The sequence below is a fragment of the Streptomyces sp. NPDC046862 genome (assembly GCF_040704615.1).
Lineage (GTDB): Bacteria > Actinomycetota > Actinomycetes > Streptomycetales > Streptomycetaceae > Streptomyces.
Genome location: NZ_JBEYXP010000105.1, coordinates 1 through 15,562, shown reverse-complemented (window position 1 = coordinate 15,562; position 15,562 = coordinate 1). Strand labels below are relative to the sequence as shown.

Genomic DNA, 15,562 nt, shown 5'->3' with positions numbered 1-15,562 from the left:
TCCCGCGAGCTGACCGGAGAATCCGCACCAACGTGGCGAATCGAAACGGACATCCCACTCGCATCGGCGTGAACACTGATCAGATGCTCTCTAAGCCATCCCCACACCATCCGGACTGCCGTCAGAATTCACCAACATCCAGCCGGCCCGAGGCCATGAACCGCCGTCAACTTTCACGGCCAAACGACGTCAGCATGCACGGTCAAAGCCATCCACTCGTGGGGCGTGGAGATCTGACGAGCGAGCAATGGGCCAGACTGGAACCGCTGTTACCGGCGAGCAAGAAGCCGGGACGGCCTCCGGTCTGGTCCAAGCGGCAGCTGATCAACGGCATACGCTGGCGTACGCGAACCGGCGCTCCCTGGCGCGACGTTCCCGCACGCTACGGCGAGTGGGAGACCGTCTACGGACTCTTCCGTCGCTGGCAGCGCGACGGCACCTGGAGTCGGATCCTCACCCACCTGCAGGCCGAGGCCGACGCGAAAGGCCTGATCACCTGGGACGTGAGCGTCGACTCCACCGTCGCGCGAGCCCATCAGCACGCCGCCGGAACTCGCAAAGGGGGATCTGCAACGAGACAAACCCGGTGGAGTCGCAGTCGAGCCCGCCGACCACGGGCTCGGACGCTCACGCGGTGGACTGACCACGAAGGTGCACCTGGCGGTCGAACACGGACAGAAGCCGCTGTCCTTCCTGGTCACCGCCGGCCACCGGCACGACAGTCCCCAGTTCCAGCCAGTCCTGGAGCGCATCCGGGTGCCCCGCGTAGGCGTCGGCAGGTCGCGCCGGCGACCGGACCGGGTGCGGGCCGATAAGGCCTACGGGTCCCGAGCCAACCGCGACTACCTGTGCAAACGCGGAATCCGCTGCACGATCCCGGAGAGGTCCGACCAGATCCGCAACCGCAAGAAGCTGGGCGCCCGCGGCGGTCGTCCGCCGAAGTTCGACAAGGACGACTACCGCGAGCGCCACGCTGTCGAGTGCGGGATCAATCGCCTCAAGCGCCACCGAGCGGTGGCCACGAGATACGACAAGCTCGCCGTCCGCTACGAGGACACCGTCACCATCGCCGTCATCAACGAGTGGCTCTGACCTTGCTCGCCAGCCTCGGTTAGCGAGAAATGCGGTATCGCTGCAGGTAGCCAGACATTTAGCCTGTGGCGCATGCATCAGCCACGAAGGCGCGACCGGCGCCTGGCTCGCCGTGCGCCGTCGGAGCCGGCCCAGCGCGAGGCATTCCGGCTCACAGCCGTGGGCGCCGATGTGGTCCTGGTTGGCTACTTCTCTGCGAAGCAGAAGGACTTCGAAGCGCTCATGGAGTCGGCAGCGACGGAACTAGCAGCGCACGGCGCTCGGGTCGCCGTGCAGATCGTGCAACGACGAGGCGTCTCGGACGGCGGGGTCAAGAAGATGGGCCTGCCCTACTCCTCGCGGACTCTGCTGAGCTACGGAAAGGTCCGCGAGGTGGCTCAGGCCTGTGAGCAGGTCAAAGCTGACGTAGTGATCTTCGTTGTCACCTTGACCGAGCGCCAGCAGCGCACGCTGACAGACATGTTTGACCGCCCCGCTGTGAGTCTTACCGACATCCTCTCCGCCGACTGACCGCTCGCACGAGGCAGGCTTTTGAAACAGGCCCTAGCTCCGGTTCGAAATGACCACGGTCAAGTTCGACCACTCAGCCTGAGAACGACAACGGGGATGAGGCGGGTGAACGCCTCTTGCAGGAGAACGTCTGTGCGGGCCCCTGGGGGCGCTCGGAGTGGCCGACCAGGTGGGTTACCGGCAGCATGCACTCTGGCTCAGCCCGGCGGAACTGGAGGAACTGATCGACAAGCTACGCGCGGCCATCGCGCCGAAAGAAAGGCTGCCGCAGCCAACTGGTGCGAGAGTCTGCGTGTGGTCTGAGTAGCTTCCGGGTTGCTACGAGGTCAATGGGAACGTCCTGCAGACCGCTCCTCATTGACGTGACGTACATGAGGTGCGGTCTGCAGGACGTCAGGTTGCGTGGCGGAGCGAGATGACGACGTTCTCGCCCATGCTCATCGTCGTGCTCCTTTCCATCCCTGAAGGGTACGGGTACGTACCCGTACACACCATGCGGCTGATTCCAGTCACAACCCTGTTGCCTGGCCGAATCCAGTGCAATGCTGTGACGGCGGTGATCCTCCAACCCCCGTGGAGGTCCCTGGCCCCGCCCGTGTACTACCACCTGGGCGGGGCCGCGCCCTCCCTCCCGGTCTCCCCACGGGAGGGCCGACGCCTGCCCCACGGCGTGGCACGTGAACGCCCAGCAGGCGCAGGACTTCGAGGCCGACGGACGGGCGTGTGAACTCGCGGGCCTCTGGGCGGCGGCTGTCTCACGCCGTGCTGTGTCAGGTGCGGACCTGGTGGGGCAGCACGCCCGCCCTGGACTGCTTCAGGTACCAGCTGATCTCCATGGGGAACTGGTCGGCGACGGTCAGGAGCGGGCCGAGGGCGCTCTGGTACAGCGGGTCCGTGAACCCGCGGTCGAAATCGGTGAGCCGCCCGGCCCGCAACGTAGCCTCCTCCTCCGGTACGCCGTCGCCGCTCATCCGCAGCTGCATGAACGTCTCCACCCATAACGGATCAGCCCTCAACACCCCACCCATACAAGGGAAATGCCCTGATCACGGCCTTCTGCAACACGCTTTTAGTCCTGCAGAGAAGGTCCCGGGGCGTACAGCTCACCGGATGCCACCTCCAGGACAGCCTTTCCGGAGATCCGACGACCGCGAAGCGTCTCGGCCGCCTCGTCAAAGCGGTCCCAAGATCCTTGCCAGCCGATCTCGACGGTGAGGGCCCCTGCAGCGGCCAGCTCGGTGAGGATGGCCAGATCCGCGCCTGTGTCGCCCTCGATGACGAAGGAGGTCAGTGACTTGGCCGGGCCGACGGTCGCATACGGCGGAAAGACCGCCGGCTCCCCGGATGTCCAGCCGACGCTCTGCAAGCTCCCCCCAGGAGCGAGCAGATTCCATGCCGCGATCAGTTGAGGGCCGCCAACACTGTCGATGACCACGTCGACCGGTCGCTGGAGTCCCTCCAGTCCGATCAGCACGGCGTCGGCGCCGGCCTCGGCCAGCCCCTCTCCACGGGCTGTCGAGCCCACGGACGCGATCACATGGGCACCGGCCCGCGCCGCCAGCTGGACTGCGAACCGGCCGACTCCCCCCGAGGCACCGGTAACCAACACCCTCTTGTCCGGTCCGAGCCCAGCGGCCCGCAGTGAGCGCAGTGCGGCCACTCCGGCGACCGGCAGAGCAACCGCCTGCGCCAAGTCCAATCCCTTCGACACCTTCGCAAGCGCACCCACGTCGATCGCGACGCGCTCAGCGAACGCCCCCGGGGTCAGGGCCACCACCCGGGTGCCCACCGCCGGGCCGGTTCCGTCGGCGGCGGCTTGAACCACCACCCCGGCAGCGTCCGACCCGAGCACCGCACCAACGGGGACCCGACCGGAGCGGGCGTCGTTGAGGTCGCCGTAGTTCAACGAGGCATGGGAGACCTCCACCACGACCTGGTTCGGGCCGGGCACGGGGTCAGGAACCTCGGCGAGGCGGACGGCCGCGGATGCGGACGGATCGACGACGAGAGCACGAACAGGCATGTCTTCCCCCTTGGTTCACGACTTGTAACAGCAGTCATCATCGATAACCTTGCTGCTCATCGGAAGGAGGCACTTTCATGTCACGCAGTCACACCCGTGTTACCGAAGCACTGAGGGACGAAGCCTGCCCGGTCACCGAGGTGCTCGACCGCGTGGCGGGCAAATGGAGCATCGGGATCCTGATTGCCGCCGCCCACGGCCCGGTCCGCTTCACCGAACTCGAACGCTCCATCAACGGCATCAGCCGACGGATGCTCACCCTCAACCTGCGCAGGCTGGAGCGGGACGGACTGCTCGTTCGCACGGTGTATCCGACCGTGCCGCCCAAGGTCGAGTACAGCCTCACCCCCATGGCCCAAGAACTCCACTCCTCGCTGACCGGGCTGGTGGGCTGGGCCGAGCGTCACCGGTCCGCCATCGCCGAGGCCCGCGCCGCCTACGACACCGCGGCGGAGCAGGAACCCGACACCGACTGAACGGGCCAGGACCAGCTCTCGGGCTTCTGCGGCCACACGCCGGGGCACCCACTTCCTGAGACGGTCCTTAGCCACGGACCAACCCGGGTTCCTGTTCCGAGCAGGACTTCGCCGGGTAGAGGGTCTCGGCGATGACGACCCACTCCCAGTCATCCAACTGGTTCATAGAGTCGTCGGGACCTCGAGAGCTGCGTTCCAGCTCCAGCTCCGTCTTGAACCGCGTCGTGAACGTCTTGCCCGCGCGGTGACCTCCCGCAAGGCGTTCAGTCGTTTTACGTCCTGATCGTTTTCAGCGTTGCCTCTCCAGGGTGAGAACGGCTTTGGTGATGACGGTCATGCGGTTGGGGCTGATCCGGGACCTGCGGAAGATCTGCCAGGACTTCAGCCGTGCCATGCCGCGTTCGACTGGTGCTCTCGCCGCGGCCAGGGCCCGGTTGACGGTGCGCTGGGTGAGGGTGAGTTCACCACCCGGCGGCCGTTTGAGTCCGGTGATGATCCAGGGGCCGGCGCCTTGGTAGGCACGGTCGGCGAGGATCGGGACGCCCTGGCCTTCGCAGATCCGGATGATGCGGCGGGTGCGGGTTGCGGTCAGGTCGTGGGTGCGGCCCGGCAGCGCGGGCGAGATCCACAGGACCTCACCGGCGGGGTCGGTGACGACCTGGACGTTCACGCCGTGCCGGCGGTGCTTGGCCGAGTAGTCGGCTCGGCTGTCGCCGACGCGGTCGCACTCGGCGAGGGCCCCGTCCAGCAGGACGAATTCCGGATCACGCTCGCGCAGAGTCTTGAACAGGCCCGGGGCCCGTTCGGCGAGCAGGGCGGTCACGGCGGTGACATACGCGTGGGCGGTACCGACGGATATCCCGAAGCCGGACGCGAGCCGGGTAAGGGTGTCGTGGCGGCGTAGGTACACCAGAGCGACGAGCGCCCGCTGGTGCGGCGGGAGTTTGCACCGTCGGTCACCCTCACGGGTGACGATGAACATCGTGACCCACTCGACGAGGGCATGCGGGAGGTCGAGTGCGGCAGGATAGGGAACCAACAGGGCTCCTGTGCCTATGGTTTGAGACTTCGAACACCTCCCCCAACGGCACGGGGGCTTTGTGCGTTGCAGTGCTCCTCGACCTCACCGGCGTCACCCGATCAGTGGGGCCACGCTGAAAACGCTCACTGGTCGGTGACGTGGTGGCCGACGCCCAGACCACAGCGGCATCCGAGTGCTCGCCGCTCAGGCCCACCGCAGCGGCCGAGAACTTCAAGTGGTGGGCAAGCACGTCCCATTTCATCGCTTCCTGCCGCCCGGGCCCGAGGGCCGGACGGTCTCAACGGGGCTCGGCGGGCGTTGTGTTGTCTCCCCTCAGCCCGGGGCTGCACGTTGGTCGACCGCGACAGCTTGTGCCGCGATGTTGCGCGCAGCTATTGAAGTCCCTGTCGATCGTGGTCGTGTGAACGCCTCGACCTGGCCCGGGGCGGTATCCAGCGCGAACCGGAACGCCCGAAGGATCTCTTCCCGCACTCACTCACCCCCTTTGACTCGCCCGCCCTGCCGACTGCGCTGAAAACGGTAGAGGCCATCACTGACAACTAGGGTCCGTCTTCAAACGGATCTCGCCCAGAGCAGGAACGACGCGAGACTGACCGCTGCTTCGTAGGAGGTGGCGGTCTTCTCGTATCTGGTCGCGATCCCACGGAAGCCCTTGAGCCGGTTGAAGCAGCGCTCGACCATGTTGCGTCGCCGGTAAGTCTCACGGTCGAACCCTGGTGGTCTGCCACCGCGGCAACCGCATCTCAGCCGGTGCCGTCGCTGGTCGGCCTTCTCTGGGATGGTGTGCGCGATGCCGCGCTTACGCAGGTAGGCACGGAAGCCGCGGGAGCTGTAAGCCTTATCTGCGATGACCTGGTCGGGCCTGCAGCGCGGTCGGCCCTGGCCGGTGCGGGGAACCCGGATCCGTTCCAGAAGGGGTTGTGCACAGACACTGTCGTGGCGTTGGCCGGGCGTCAGCAGGATCGCGAGCGGGCGGCCCTTGCCGTCACAAGCAAGGTGGATCTTGGTGGTCAGTCCTCCACGGGATCGACCGAGGGCGTGACCGTCCGGTTCGTCCTGCCCGTGCTGCCCCCTTTTCGACCGGTCGCGGCGGCGTGCTGGTGAGCGCGGACGACGGTGGAGTCGATCTGCACCAGCCAGTCGATGTCGCCGGCCGCATCGGCCTGGGCCTGGATCTGCTGCAGGGCTCGGGTGAACACACCGTCCAGGGCGTAACGACGGAAGCGGGTGTACACCGTCTTCCATGGCCCGTAGCGTTCCGGCAGGTCTCGCCAGGATATCCCCGTGCGGATCTTGTAGACCATCCCGTTGATGACCTGCCGGTCCTCCACGCGCGGCCGACCCGTGACGGCCCTCGGTATCAGCGGAGCGAGTAACTCCCACTCCTGATCGGTGAGTTCATGGCGACGTATCACCCCGCCATGGTCCACCATCCGGTGATCTTTGAAGACGGACCCTAGTGCCGCATCAGGCAACGTTCGCCCTGTCGATGGCTACTCTGACAACGTGGCCGATGAGAAGGACAGTGGGAGCGGCTCGATCCGACGCCCCTCGTGGGACCCGGTAGTGTCCACCGTCGCGCTGGAACTGGTCGGCCTCGCTTTCTCCGGGTTGGTCGCTCTGGTGGGGTGGCCGTTCGGGTGGCTGCCCGACACCAGTCTCGTCGGCGTCGTGACGGGCGTGATCGCGATCGGGCCTGCGGCTGAGTTGTACCGCGAGGCCGGCCCGCCGCGTCGGCTTGCTGTTGTTGCCGCTCTCCTTGCGCTGGTAACGGTGAGACTGCTCGTGGCTGCAGCAGTGAACTGGGCCTTTCCTGCGCTGGCTGATCCGGGCGTCGGTATCCTCGTCGGCTACCTTGTTGCGATGCCCATCGGCGTGGCTGTGTTGGCTTGGTTCCTCATCAGGGCGAACGTTGCCTGATGCGGCACTAGCACTGACCTGTACGTTGGCTCTGCCCCGCAGCCCCTAACAGCACCTAACACAATGAGGAGAGGTGCTCCGGCTTCTTTTCATCCAATGAAGCAGGAGCGCCCCATTCCGATCTTCAGTGGCCCTACAGGCACTATCGGTTAACCGAGGTGCTGGTGGGAGGTTCCTTGCTGCTTGAGGACTTGGTAGCGGTTCGCCAGGGCGTGGAACGCCTCCTTGGGTTCCCAGGGCATGTCCGGGTACGTACGGGCAGCTGCTGGGTAGCCGCTGTGCTGGTCGAGGATCTTGACGATGCCGTAGGAGGCGAGGTCGGGGTCCGGTCCGGACAGACGGTGGGGGGTGCCGTAACCGGCGAAGCTGAACCAGAAGACGGAGTCGACGCCTTCGCCTTCGAAGATGGGCATGAGGTCGTCGAGATAGCGGACCTGCTCGCTCTCGTCGCGCACCAGATCAGGCTTGGGGGTGACACCGTCCGGCTCCATGGCCACGTACCAGCCCGAGCCGCCGTAGTCGCCCGCCCCTTGGAAGGTGCAGCAGCCGACTTCCATGATGGCGACCGGCTTGCCGTGGGTGAACTCCTTGCGCAGGTCATCGCGGTATGTGGCGGCGTTGCGCAGACCCCGGAAGGCATCCAGGCCGACGATGTCGAACGGGCTCCATTCCACGCCGTCCAGGGGGCAGGAGGCGTAGCTGAGCGGGCCGGCGAAGAGAGGGCGGACTGTGCGGACGACGTCGCCGAGGAAGGCGTTGACCTTGTCGGGGATGGGCCGCAGTGCGGCTTCGCGATCGGGGCCGGCCAGGACCGGGATGCGCTCGTTGAAGGTGTCGCCGGGCAGGTACCCGCGGGCGAACAGGCTCAGTTCGCAGCCGGTGACAAGGACGACGTCGGCGCCATCCTGGCGCAGGCGTTCGGCTCGCTCGGCGCAGTCGGCGAAGTACGGCAGCATCTGTTCGTTGGTCATCTCGCAAGGGAACGGCGAGAACCAGACCTCCAGCCCGGCGGCGGCCGCATGCCGCGCGGTGATCTCGATCCGGTCCGGGTCGCCGCCCGTGATACGGATCGCGGTGCAGTGCAGATCTTCGGCGATGACCCGCATGTCCCGCGCGACGACGTCGGCGTCGAAGACAGGGCGGGAGGTATCGCCGTTGGGAAAGGTGCCGGTGTCGTAGTGGATGCCTTTGCCTCGCATGTCTTGCGCCTCCGTTGAGAACCCGCGTGTCGCCTACAGCGCGATCGTCAAGTCTCCAGCGGCGTCAGAGTCAAGCCCGGCTGGTGATCAGCCGTTTGAAGCCGATCGCTGCCTCCGCGCCGAACGGCTCCGTCCCAATCAGGCCGTTCTGGACGATGGGCGGGTCAGGGCCAGCACTTGGCGAGATGTGATGAGACAGCATGCGAGTCGCAGGAAGGCTTCGTGGATGTCAGCCCTGCGTTCCCAGCGGATGCGCAAGCGTCGGAAGCCATGGAGCCAGGCGAAGGCGCGCTCGACCACCCAACGGTAGGTGCCCAGTCCGGCCGTGCTGGGTCCCGCGGCGGGCGATAGCTGGCACGATGCCGCGAGCGAGGACCTGCTCGCGGTAGACATCGTGGTCGTAGCCACGGTCTGCGAATAATGCGTCCGGCTTGCGGCGAGGACGCCCGACCCGGCCGCGGACTGGTGGGACGGCATCGAGCAGAGGCAGCAACTGGGTGACATCATTCCGATTGCCGCCGGTCAGAAGGACCGCGAGCGGAGTACCGTGCCCATCGGTGATCAAGTGGTGCTTGGAGCCGGCCCGGCCCCGGTCGACCGGCGACGGGCCCGTGTGCCCCCCCTTTTAGGACCCTGACGTGCGAAGAGTCGACTACGCACCGGGACCAGTCCAGCTTCGCTGCCGCGTTCAGCTCAGCGAGCAGGACCTCATGAAGGCGTTGCCAGACGCCAGCTTCATTCCAGTCCCGCAGCCGACGCCAGCACGTCATGCCCGAGCCGAAGCCCAAATCCTGCGGCAGGTACTTCCACTGGATACCGGTGTGCAGCACGTACAAGATCCGGCACAGCACATCCCAGTCCGGCAACGGCTTGCGGCCCGGATACCGAAACCGCCGCCGACGCTGCGGCAGCAACGGTTCAAGACGGTCCCACAGCTCATCCGACACGATCCACGGTGACTTCCCCACAAAAGACCGAACGCTCAACTCCCGCCCCAGACACGGCAACCAGGACCGACGCGCCTCATTGTGTTAGCGCCCAGGCCGAGTTGTTAGTTGGTGCGGGGCTGGAGGTTGATGTCGCGACCACCCGAGAGTAGATCTATGCGGATCGCATATAGTTCTGGGTGTGGAATCAAGCCTTGAAAAAGCGATCAACGAGTGGCACGCGAGCGTCAACGCCGGTGACCTGCAGCGGTCTGCGACAGCGGTCGGTGATCCGGTCGTCGTCCTCGGCCCGAAGGGTGCGGGGCCGATCACGCCTACGCAGTTCGCTGACTGGGTGGAGCGTTCGGGGATCAAGCTGATCCCTCGGTCGTGGCACCCGGTCAGCGAGCGTCTGATGGTGGTCGAGGAAGACGCCACCTGGCCCGAGAGCACGGAGCCCACGCGGGTGGCGACGGTCTTCCGTGCCTCCGGCGGGAAGGTCACGGCTGCGCTGAGGCTGCCGGACCTCAAGGCCGCTCTCGAACTGGCCTACATCTGCCGCGAGATGGCGGCAAGCGAATGACAGACCAAGGCCCAGGACAGATCCTGTTCCACTTCGTCCGACACTGGGCGCGCCGACCCGTCGCAGCAGACACGGGCGGCGAGCAGGGGCGACTCGTGCTGGTCTGCGAGGCAGTCCATGCGCTCAGCCTGCGCGGGACCCCGGCAACGGTGAATGCGATCGCGCACGAGATCGGGATCGACCAGAGCGGCGCTTCACGGTTGATCAAGAGCGGTGCGGCAGCCGGCTACCTGGTCATGGCGGCGTCCGCCGCTGATGGTCGACGACGCGAAGCGTCACTCACTTCCGCGGGCAGGTCCATGCTGGACCAGGCACATCGCTGGCAGGAGGACGTCTTCGTTCAGCTGACCACAGGCTGGAGCGACAAGAAGCGCCACGACTTCCAGCAGGCGATGGCCGATCTGATGGACCGCTCCTACGCGATGGACTCATGAGCCACGCCAACGCCCCGCTGAGCATCGAGGGACGCCGCCGCTTGGTCGAGCGCTGCAAGACACGCCCCATCGCGCATGTGGCCACCGAGATGGGCATCTCCCGTGCCTGTGCGTCAAAGTGGGTCAACCGGTGGCGGCGTCACGGCGAGGCCGGACTGCTCGACCGTTCCTCGAGCCCGCACCGGAGCCCGCACGCCACACCAGCCTGGGTCATCGAGAAGATCGAGTCCTGGCGGCGCGAGCACAAGTGGTCCGCCCAGCGCATCACCGACGAGCTCGCCGACCTCGGATTCGCGATCAACCGCCGAACCGTCACCCGCCACCTGACAAAACTCGGCCTGGGCAGGCGAAGGTTCATTGACTCTGGCGGAGACAACAACCGCAAGCCTGGGAAGATCACCGCCCGCTGGCCCGGCCACATGGTGCACCTGGACGTGAAGAAGGTCGGCAGGATCCCCGACGGCGGCGGCTGGCGCATCCACGGCCGCGACAGCGACCAGGCCAAGACCGTCGATCGAGCGAAGTCAGCTGGCGCAAAGCGCGGCTACACCTACCTGCACTCGGCCGTCGACGGATTCTCCCGGCTCTCCTACACAGAGCCGCTGACCGACGAGAAGGGAGCCACCGCTGCGGCGTTCCTCGCCCGAGCCAAGGTCTGGTTCGCCGCCCACGGCATCACCCACATCCACCGGATCGTCACCGACAATGGGGCCTGCTATCGATCTGGTGACTTCGCACGGATCGTCGGCCAGCGCACGCGACATCAGAAGACCAAGCCGTACACCCCACGCCACAACGGAAAGGTCGAGCGCTACCAGAGGATCCTCGCCGAGGAACTGCTCTACGCCCGCGAGTTCACCAGAGAAGACGCCCGCTCTTCCGCGATCGCGGTCTGGAACATCCACTACAACTATCACCGCCCGCACAGCGGCGCTGGCGGACGGCCGCCAGCATCTCGACTCCGGGACAGTAGCGTCACCAACGTCCCGCCCTCATACAGTTAGTTGTTCCTCGGACCAGCCCCCTGCAGGACTCGTCCGCGTCCGCGCTGGACGAGGTGGAAGGGACGTGGCTGAAAGGCGTTGAAGAAGCGGCCCCGAGTCGAGGTCGTCCGGGATCATGAAGCATGCCCCTGGATGACTGGCACCTCACCCAAGATGTCGACGACTTCCTCGCCCAAGCCGACGACTTCCTGTCCTCGCGCGCCGCCCTACACAACACGCAGCTGACGGACATCGAGAAGCTGCGAATACACAGGGCGGCCGATCGCGACGCCCAATCCGCCGTTTTCGGCCGACTGGAGTCACAGGGCGAAGTCCGCGCGATCTTCTATCTCACTCCCCACGGACGCCTGGGCCTCACGTCTCTCTCCGTCGCGCAGACCGACACCCTCGCTGCACACCTGGCCGGCCTCGGCCACTCACCCGCCCACGTCATCGCGGACCACGACACCGCTGGCGCCTTCGCCGAGTCATGGCAGCAGCACACAGGCGCGGTTCCGGAAGCCTTCTGGAGGACGCATCTTTACCGTCTCGGCACGCTCACACCACCGCAGCCGCGGCCGAAAGGCCAGGGGCGCCTCACGGACGGGAAGGACCGTGAGCAAGTCGTGCGCTGGTGCCGTGAGTTCTGCGTCGACGTCGGGGAGCAGCACTCCATCGACTTGATCGACGCCGGTGCATGGGACGACTCGCGTTTCGGCGACAGGCACTTCACATTCTGGGAAACCCAGGAGGGCGCCCCCGTCTCGATGGCAGCCGCGACCTCGGTCATCGGCGGCATGGTTCGGGTGGACCCCGTCTACACCCCCGCCCACCTCCGCGGCCGCGGCTATGCGGGAGCAGTGACGGTCGAGGCGAGCAGGGGCGCACTGGCCGCGGGGGCGACGGACGTTGTCCTGTTCACAGACCCGGACAACCCCACCAGCAACGCCCTCTACCAGCGCATTGGATATGTGCACGTCGCCGACTTCGCCGGGTACAAGTTCTCCTACGGCGCACCAGAGGTCGAGTGAGGGGCACCCCTGGGCAACGGGGCACAGGAAGGCTCGCCAGCAGCCCCCGTACCGGAGATACGGCGGGCTGTGGGCGCCATCTGCCGCAGACCGCTATACGAATAGTGCATGGATCGAACACTGCCTCTTCACCAGTAAAACGCGATGGAATCCTCACCCTGTCACGTCAGTGGTCTGCCGGTCTGCATGCGCTTCTGAACGCGTCCGTCGCGGGCGACATCTGGAGGAAACCGCGTATCGGGGCTCAGTTGGGCGGTCAGCACCTGCTCAACGGTAAGACCACGAGCAGTCCGTAGGTCAGCGTTTGTGAGGTCCGCATCGTCCAGGTGCGCGCCCTGCAATTGAGAGCGTGAGAACTCCGCGCTATTGAGTTGAGCACCGCGCAAGTCGGCAGAACGCAGATCCACATCTGTGAAAACTGCCGCCACCAACATCGCTTTCCCTAGTTTCGCCCGACGGAGATCTACGCGCCCTACGAGTGAGTTATGCAAGCTTATCCCAGTCAGGTCTTGTTCCCTCAGATCACTGTCAACCAAATAGACCTCGAAGAGGCTTGCCCCGCGAAGTTTAGCACCGTCAAAGGATGCGCCTTCGGTGTCCGACCAGAACATATCGGCTCCGCGCAGGTCCGCTTTCCTGAAATCTACACCCGACAAGCCCATCCGCAAGAATTCCGCGTTCCGGAGATCAGCACCGCTCAAATCGACATCACTGAGATCGGCCTCAGCGGCCTTGACACCTGCTGCTTGCACGTGTGTTGCAGGTCGCCTTACTTTGCGCCCGGCAAATCAGACCCGGACACGCTCCCCTCCGTACAGACGCACATAGGCGCAAAGTACGCTGATGATGGCAGGTTGATCCCTTGGCGAGTCCTGCATGATTCACTGAAGATCGTAAATCCCTCCAAGTTTCACATCTGCCGATTTATCACCAAGTTGTTCCACTGCGGCGGTGAAACGCTCTGCGACATGCCCTTCCTGAGCGATATTAAGTTCCTTCCTCCGATTACCGAGTTCATTCTGAGCCTGCCGCGCAGACAGCCCAGTGAAGAGCAGAGCGGCGACAGCGGCGAGCACGGTCAGGGCAGTAGCAGTCGAGGCGACCCACTGATGCCATCTGGCACCAGTCATCGGTGGCTGGACCTGCTCAGATTGTGCCGCAGGCCGAGCCCTCCTTCGCGCCAGATTGACTAGCTGCCGAGCATCTCGGTTGGCGCTTTGGTTGCGCGTGGATCGTAGCTTCCGCCTGGCCATGCTCCTCCTCATGCGCCGCAATCCGATGGCCTGATCAACTTATGCGTCCGGCGTTCCTGGCGGCGAGTATCGGGGGATCGGTCGCACTGCGCCGGACCCGAATAGCGCACCTTCGGAATACTGCCCCTCCACCAGTTGGACGGCGGTGTGGAGGCGGCGGTATACCGGGGATGAGTGCGCGCCCCGGAACACATACGGCCCATCAGCGGCGTCGACAACGACCAGGTGGACACCGAGCGACTGACGCCGCGGCCGGAGTCGACCGCGCGCGAGCTGCTCGAGCCGCGCCGGGTTTTCCGCGTGGGTGCGACGCACCGGCGCTCGATATGAAGCGCACCCTGGACGCGGCAGAGCATCCCGGCACCCGGCAATGCCCCCAGTGCGGGGTAGCGCACGAACTGGAACCGATACTGTGCGGCTTGAACGACATCGCTGACAGCGGAGCTATTCTGAAGCACCGGCCTCCGCTGCGTGGACGTCCCGCGAAGGAATGCGGAGTTCCCCCGTGAACGGCGGTACGCGCGTATCGTCGGCCTGCCTGGGTGGTTCAGAGAATCGCATTCGAGGTTTTCGCCGCTTCCTGCTCATGGCGGCGATTCGCGCTATGACCCTGGGATCCGCAGCCAGGTGCGCGGGCAGGGAAGTCTCTTGTCTGGGGCCGACGGACCCCAGTTGCTCAACCGTCAGATGCCGAGAATCTTCAAGGTGGGCCCACTCAGGACCGCCCCCTCCAGGGCATGTGTCGGAAGTGGATCAAGCCGTAATCGCAAGCTCGACGAGGTGCCGGGCTGTGCCAGCGGGATCGACGATCTGATGGAGATGCGCGCCGGGCAGACGCATCACACGCCAGCCGCGCTCACCCGCCTCGACGGCCAGGTCGTCATACGGAGGGCCGAACAGCAAGTAGGAACCCGGCTGATCAATCCTGAGAGTCAGGGCGAGCCCGGTGCCACGCGTCCTCGAAGTCGTCACAGCTGATCCCCAAAGACGCATGCTGCGGGTCATACAGGTCACAGGGCGGGTTGAGCGGCCAGTCTTCCACGCTCGTCTTGACGGGACCTCCGTCCGCGCCGATTTCGACTTGCCGCAACCGCCGTCCGTCCGGACCGAGTTCCATCAGGAAGATCTCTTCGTCACCGTCTTCCTGCCAGCGCAAGTACTCGCGGTCCCGTCCCGTCAAGACGCCGAAACCAGGCTGACCGCGCTGGGCATCCCGCTGGGCGCGGAAACCGGACAACGGGTTCGGGTCCGGTGCCTCGAGATGGACCTCTTCCAAGGCTCATGTCTCCGCACGTTCGACGGCTTCCGGGTCTGTGACCACCTCGATCTCAGCGCAGACACGGACGATCTCCTCCGCAGACTCCGCCCACACCCACCGCCACGGTCCCCCCATCCCATAGCCGTGAAGGAGCAGATGGCGCGTCTTTCGAACCTCACCCAGGTGATTCACCACCCGTGACCCTACGTCGGCCTCGGGACCGCTCAGCAGCCTTCGGCCACCAGCTGGCGCTCCGCGTCCGCCGCCTCCTGGGGCGATGTACCGCGCCATCGCCTTCGTCACCGGGATCGATCGACGGTTCGAGGGGTAGGCGGAAGTCAAGGACTGCTTCAGTCGACTCACCTGGGAAGGAACGCCGTGCCTGGAATACTGGAACGGATCAAGAGGTTCGCGCGAAGCCCGCAGGGACAGCGTGCCATTGCTCAGGCCCGTCGTGCGGCGTCTGACCCCCGCAATCAGGCGAAGCTGCAGCGGCTGCTGGCCAAGCTGCGCACGCGTCGGTAGTGCAATCGATCAGATCCGCCACCGCTCCCAGGACATCCACAGTCTGCTGTGGAAGGACTGGACGATCAATGCGATCGCCCGGCGGCTGAGCCTGGATTTCAGAACTGTGCGCGGTCTCAACTTGTTCTTCGATCTTTCGACCTTTGTGGGGTGATCAGGGTCTTTTCTGGCTGCCAGCCCTGCCTGGTCTCCGTCTAAATTTTGTCCCGTAATGTCTAGTCCCAGGTGATGTTTGACGTTCTGGTCCCAGCTGATGCTTGACGGTGGGCCTAGACAACATCGGAAACCTCGTGGGGCTTGTTCGCCT

16 protein-coding genes and 2 pseudogenes are annotated in these 15,562 nt (G+C 65.5%); 9 read left to right on the top strand and 9 right to left on the bottom strand.

Annotation, left to right across the window (positions count from 1 at the left end):
• Positions 1-83 precede the first annotated feature (83 nt).
• The 3 genes and pseudogenes from AB0959_RS52135 to AB0959_RS52125 all read left to right on the top strand — a co-directional run.
• Positions 84-620: pseudogene (locus AB0959_RS52135) on the top strand (IS5 family transposase); the annotation flags it as partial.
• A gap of 31 nt (positions 621-651) precedes the next feature.
• Positions 652-1,092, top strand: coding sequence for a transposase (locus tag AB0959_RS52130; RefSeq protein ID WP_366834055.1), 441 nt, complete (start codon positions 652-654; stop codon positions 1,090-1,092).
• 72 nt (positions 1,093-1,164) lie between these two features.
• On the top strand, positions 1,165-1,602 hold the full coding sequence (locus AB0959_RS52125) for a hypothetical protein (protein ID WP_366834054.1): 438 nt from the start codon (positions 1,165-1,167) through the stop codon (positions 1,600-1,602).
• Positions 1,603-2,372: 770 nt separating this feature from the next.
• Here AB0959_RS52125 and AB0959_RS52120 read toward each other — a convergent pair.
• Together AB0959_RS52120 and AB0959_RS52115 are read right to left on the bottom strand one after the other, a co-directional pair.
• Complete coding sequence (locus tag AB0959_RS52120; RefSeq protein WP_366834053.1) at positions 2,373-2,585, bottom strand: hypothetical protein; 213 nt, start codon at positions 2,583-2,585, stop codon at positions 2,373-2,375.
• A gap of 86 nt (positions 2,586-2,671) precedes the next feature.
• Positions 2,672-3,553, bottom strand: coding sequence for a zinc-binding dehydrogenase (locus AB0959_RS52115; protein WP_366834052.1), 882 nt, complete (start codon positions 3,551-3,553; stop codon positions 2,672-2,674).
• Positions 3,554-3,702: 149 nt separating this feature from the next.
• Between AB0959_RS52115 and AB0959_RS52110 the strand changes: the two genes are divergently transcribed.
• Positions 3,703-4,101, top strand: a complete 399-nt coding sequence (locus AB0959_RS52110; RefSeq protein ID WP_366834051.1) for a helix-turn-helix domain-containing protein — start codon at positions 3,703-3,705, stop codon at positions 4,099-4,101.
• A 289-nt stretch (positions 4,102-4,390) separates the two neighbouring features.
• Here AB0959_RS52110 and AB0959_RS52105 read toward each other — a convergent pair whose 3' ends face one another.
• Both AB0959_RS52105 and AB0959_RS52100 read right to left on the bottom strand, forming a co-directional pair.
• The gene (locus AB0959_RS52105; RefSeq protein WP_366834050.1) at positions 4,391-5,140 is read right to left on the bottom strand and encodes a transposase family protein; all 750 of its coding nucleotides are present in this window, start codon (positions 5,138-5,140) and stop codon (positions 4,391-4,393) included.
• Positions 5,141-5,695: 555 nt separating this feature from the next.
• Positions 5,696-6,555 (bottom strand): IS5 family transposase gene (locus AB0959_RS52100; protein ID WP_366834056.1). Its coding sequence is split into 2 segments (ribosomal slippage): positions 5,696-6,199 and positions 6,202-6,555, totalling 858 coding nucleotides; the frame shifts between segments, so codons are not numbered across the junction.
• A gap of 94 nt (positions 6,556-6,649) precedes the next feature.
• Here AB0959_RS52100 and AB0959_RS52095 point away from each other — a divergent pair.
• Positions 6,650-7,063 (top strand): hypothetical protein, encoded by a 414-nt coding sequence (locus AB0959_RS52095; RefSeq protein ID WP_366834049.1) that lies wholly within the window; start codon positions 6,650-6,652, stop codon positions 7,061-7,063.
• Positions 7,064-7,212: 149 nt separating this feature from the next.
• On the opposite strand, the gene AB0959_RS52090 is transcribed toward AB0959_RS52095, so the two are convergent.
• Both AB0959_RS52090 and AB0959_RS52085 read right to left on the bottom strand, forming a co-directional pair.
• Positions 7,213-8,262, bottom strand: coding sequence for a hypothetical protein (locus AB0959_RS52090; protein WP_366834048.1), 1,050 nt, complete (start codon positions 8,260-8,262; stop codon positions 7,213-7,215).
• A gap of 138 nt (positions 8,263-8,400) precedes the next feature.
• Positions 8,401-9,269: pseudogene (locus AB0959_RS52085) on the bottom strand (IS5 family transposase).
• Between the two features lie 121 nt (positions 9,270-9,390).
• On the opposite strand from AB0959_RS52085, the gene AB0959_RS52080 reads away from it, so the two are divergent.
• From AB0959_RS52080 to AB0959_RS52065, 4 genes are all read left to right on the top strand, one after another.
• On the top strand, positions 9,391-9,771 hold the full coding sequence (locus AB0959_RS52080) for a hypothetical protein (RefSeq protein ID WP_366834047.1): 381 nt from the start codon (positions 9,391-9,393) through the stop codon (positions 9,769-9,771).
• A gap of 95 nt (positions 9,772-9,866) precedes the next feature.
• Positions 9,867-10,205 (top strand): MarR family winged helix-turn-helix transcriptional regulator, encoded by a 339-nt coding sequence (locus AB0959_RS52075; RefSeq protein ID WP_366834046.1) that lies wholly within the window; start codon positions 9,867-9,869, stop codon positions 10,203-10,205.
• Positions 10,202-11,209 (top strand): IS481 family transposase, encoded by a 1,008-nt coding sequence (locus tag AB0959_RS52070; protein ID WP_366834045.1) that lies wholly within the window; start codon positions 10,202-10,204, stop codon positions 11,207-11,209. Before AB0959_RS52075 ends, AB0959_RS52070 begins: the two co-directional genes overlap by 4 nt.
• A gap of 122 nt (positions 11,210-11,331) precedes the next feature.
• Complete coding sequence (locus AB0959_RS52065; RefSeq protein ID WP_366834044.1) at positions 11,332-12,219, top strand: GNAT family N-acetyltransferase; 888 nt, start codon at positions 11,332-11,334, stop codon at positions 12,217-12,219.
• Positions 12,220-12,380: 161 nt separating this feature from the next.
• On the opposite strand, the gene AB0959_RS52060 is transcribed toward AB0959_RS52065, so the two are convergent.
• From AB0959_RS52060 to AB0959_RS52050, 3 genes are all read right to left on the bottom strand, one after another.
• Complete coding sequence (locus AB0959_RS52060) at positions 12,381-12,971, bottom strand: pentapeptide repeat-containing protein (protein WP_366834043.1); 591 nt, start codon at positions 12,969-12,971, stop codon at positions 12,381-12,383.
• Between the two features lie 129 nt (positions 12,972-13,100).
• A complete protein-coding gene (locus tag AB0959_RS52055) occupies positions 13,101-13,295 on the bottom strand; it encodes a hypothetical protein (RefSeq protein ID WP_366834042.1) in 195 nt (64 codons plus the stop codon).
• A 1,096-nt stretch (positions 13,296-14,391) separates the two neighbouring features.
• Positions 14,392-14,748 (bottom strand): hypothetical protein, encoded by a 357-nt coding sequence (locus AB0959_RS52050; protein WP_366834040.1) that lies wholly within the window; start codon positions 14,746-14,748, stop codon positions 14,392-14,394.
• Positions 14,749-15,562 lie beyond the last annotated feature (814 nt).

Excerpts from the sequence above, each read along its gene's own strand:
- AB0959_RS52065 (WP_366834044.1), top strand. The coding sequence starts at position 11,332 with ATGCCCCTGGATGACTGGCACCTCACCCAAGATGTCGACGACTTCCTC.
- AB0959_RS52070 (WP_366834045.1), top strand. The coding sequence starts at position 10,202 with ATGAGCCACGCCAACGCCCCGCTGAGCATCGAGGGACGCCGCCGCTTG.
- AB0959_RS52110 (WP_366834051.1), top strand. The coding sequence starts at position 3,703 with ATGTCACGCAGTCACACCCGTGTTACCGAAGCACTGAGGGACGAAGCC.
- AB0959_RS52120 (WP_366834053.1), bottom strand. The coding sequence starts at position 2,585 with ATGCAGCTGCGGATGAGCGGCGACGGCGTACCGGAGGAGGAGGCTACG.
- AB0959_RS52125 (WP_366834054.1), top strand. The coding sequence starts at position 1,165 with ATGCATCAGCCACGAAGGCGCGACCGGCGCCTGGCTCGCCGTGCGCCG.
- AB0959_RS52090 (WP_366834048.1), bottom strand. The coding sequence starts at position 8,262 with ATGCGAGGCAAAGGCATCCACTACGACACCGGCACCTTTCCCAACGGC.